2 protein-coding genes are annotated in these 1,703 nt (G+C 30.8%); both read left to right on the top strand.

Features of this window, described 5'->3' with window-relative positions; translation table 11 throughout:
* Positions 1-210 precede the first annotated feature (210 nt).
* On the top strand, positions 211-1,161 hold the full coding sequence (locus PKV21_07370) for a glucosamine-6-phosphate isomerase (protein ID HOM27309.1): 951 nt from the start codon (positions 211-213) through the stop codon (positions 1,159-1,161).
* A gap of 21 nt (positions 1,162-1,182) precedes the next feature.
* On the top strand, positions 1,183-1,703 hold a 521-nt coding region (locus PKV21_07365; protein ID HOM27308.1), incomplete at its 3' end, for a hypothetical protein.

Raw genomic sequence — 1,703 nt, 5'->3', positions numbered from 1 at the left:
CATTCATTATGTCCATAACAGCAAGAACCTCAATATTTTTTGCTTCAAGCATACCGGGTATTGTTCTTCTTGTAGCAATTCCTCCTGCACCAATAACTCCAAATTTTATATTTTCTTTCATTTTTTTACTTTTAGATTTATGATAAAATAAAAAAACAAATTTTACAAGAGAGTTAAAATGAAAAAACTATAAACAAAAAAGGGGGATATATGAATTTAATAAATACAATAAAAGGGTCTCTTTTAGAAAATTTCTTTCCAAAGGGATGGGATTTAAAGAAAATAGATAAGTGTTGTTCAAATCCACCAGAAAAGATAACAGAAAGACAAAAATGGTGGAATAAGGATTTTCAACCGGTTTCTTGTGATACGTTTGAGGAATTCAATGTAAAGATGGGGCATGAAATTGCCTATGAAATATGTGCAGCAAAAGAAGAAGGAAGAAATTTAATTTTGATTTTACCTGTGGGACCTATGGGAATGTATAAATGGGTTGTTTATTTTTTAAAAGAATGGAATATTGATTGTAAACATGTCTGGGGATTTAATATGGATGAATGGAGTGATAAAGAAGGAAATACATTACCTCCAACAGAGCCGGGTGCTTTTCAAAATGCTATGGAAGATGCTTTTTATGGACCTCTTGGAAAATTAACGATTCCGAAAAATCAGAGGTTTTTTGCAACAAAAAATTTACTGCCAAAATATCCAGAAAAAATAAATGAATTAAGAAAAAAAGGTGCTAAACTTGTTGTTATTTTTGGAATTGGAAGAGTTTTTCATATTGCTTTCTGGGAACCACATTTTGCCGAAGAATTTAATTCAGAAGAAGAATGGAAAAAACAGGAATACCGACTTGGAGCAAAATTACATCCATTAACAATTGAACAGAATGCAATTACAAGTTTTAAAAGCAGAACAACTCTCGTTCCATGTTTTGCAAATACTATTGGTCCCGGAATATTTTTAAAAGCAGATAAAATTATAGGTGGAGCGGATGGAACACTTGGAAGAGGAATGATGTGGCAGGGAATGAGTTTATGGGTAACTTTAAGATATGGTCCTGATATTTGGGTTCCGAGCAGTTTTATGCCAACTTTACCTGGAAAATTATTTTTCCTGAAAGAACTTGCAGGACCATTAATTCCGGAATGTAATTAAAGAAATAAAGAAAGGAGAAATATGAATAAATTGAAACTTGGGCTCATAGTTAGTTCAGGAAATCTTGAAGAAAGTTTTAAAAAAGTGAAATCCTTTAACTTATCGCTTTGTCAGATTGGGTTTCTTTCAGAAGAAATAAATAGGTTTGACCCTTATAAAATAAAAAAGAAAGCAGAAAATTATGAAGTAGAAATTTTTTCAGTTTTTATGTTATTTAAGGGTCAGATTTTTAATAATAAAGATGGTCCGGAGACAATGGGTTTTATCGCTCCAAAATATAGAGAGGAAAGATTAAAACTGGCTTTTGATTTTTCCGATTTTGTTAAAGAAATAGGAGTAAAAAATATTGTCTGTCATGTAGGTTTTATTCCTGATGATGAAGAAGACCCGATTTATAAATCTTTTTTACCTGTAATGAAGGCAGTTGTTGAAAAATGTAAAGAAAATAATCAGATTTTTTGCTTTGAAACAGGACAAGAATTACCATCAACATTGAAAAGAACAATACTTGATATGAGAATGGATAATGTTGGAATAAATTT

This window comes from bacterium (assembly GCA_035371905.1).
Classification (GTDB): domain Bacteria; phylum Ratteibacteria; class UBA8468; order B48-G9; family JAFGKM01; genus JAMWDI01.
The sequence above is the reverse complement of the archived record's forward strand: the minus strand, read 5'-3'. Positions and strand labels throughout refer to the sequence as shown.

Bases quoted from the DNA above. Each gene is read 5' to 3' on its own strand.
- PKV21_07370 (HOM27309.1), top strand. From the start codon at position 211: ATGAATTTAATAAATACAATAAAAGGGTCTCTTTTAGAAAATTTCTTT.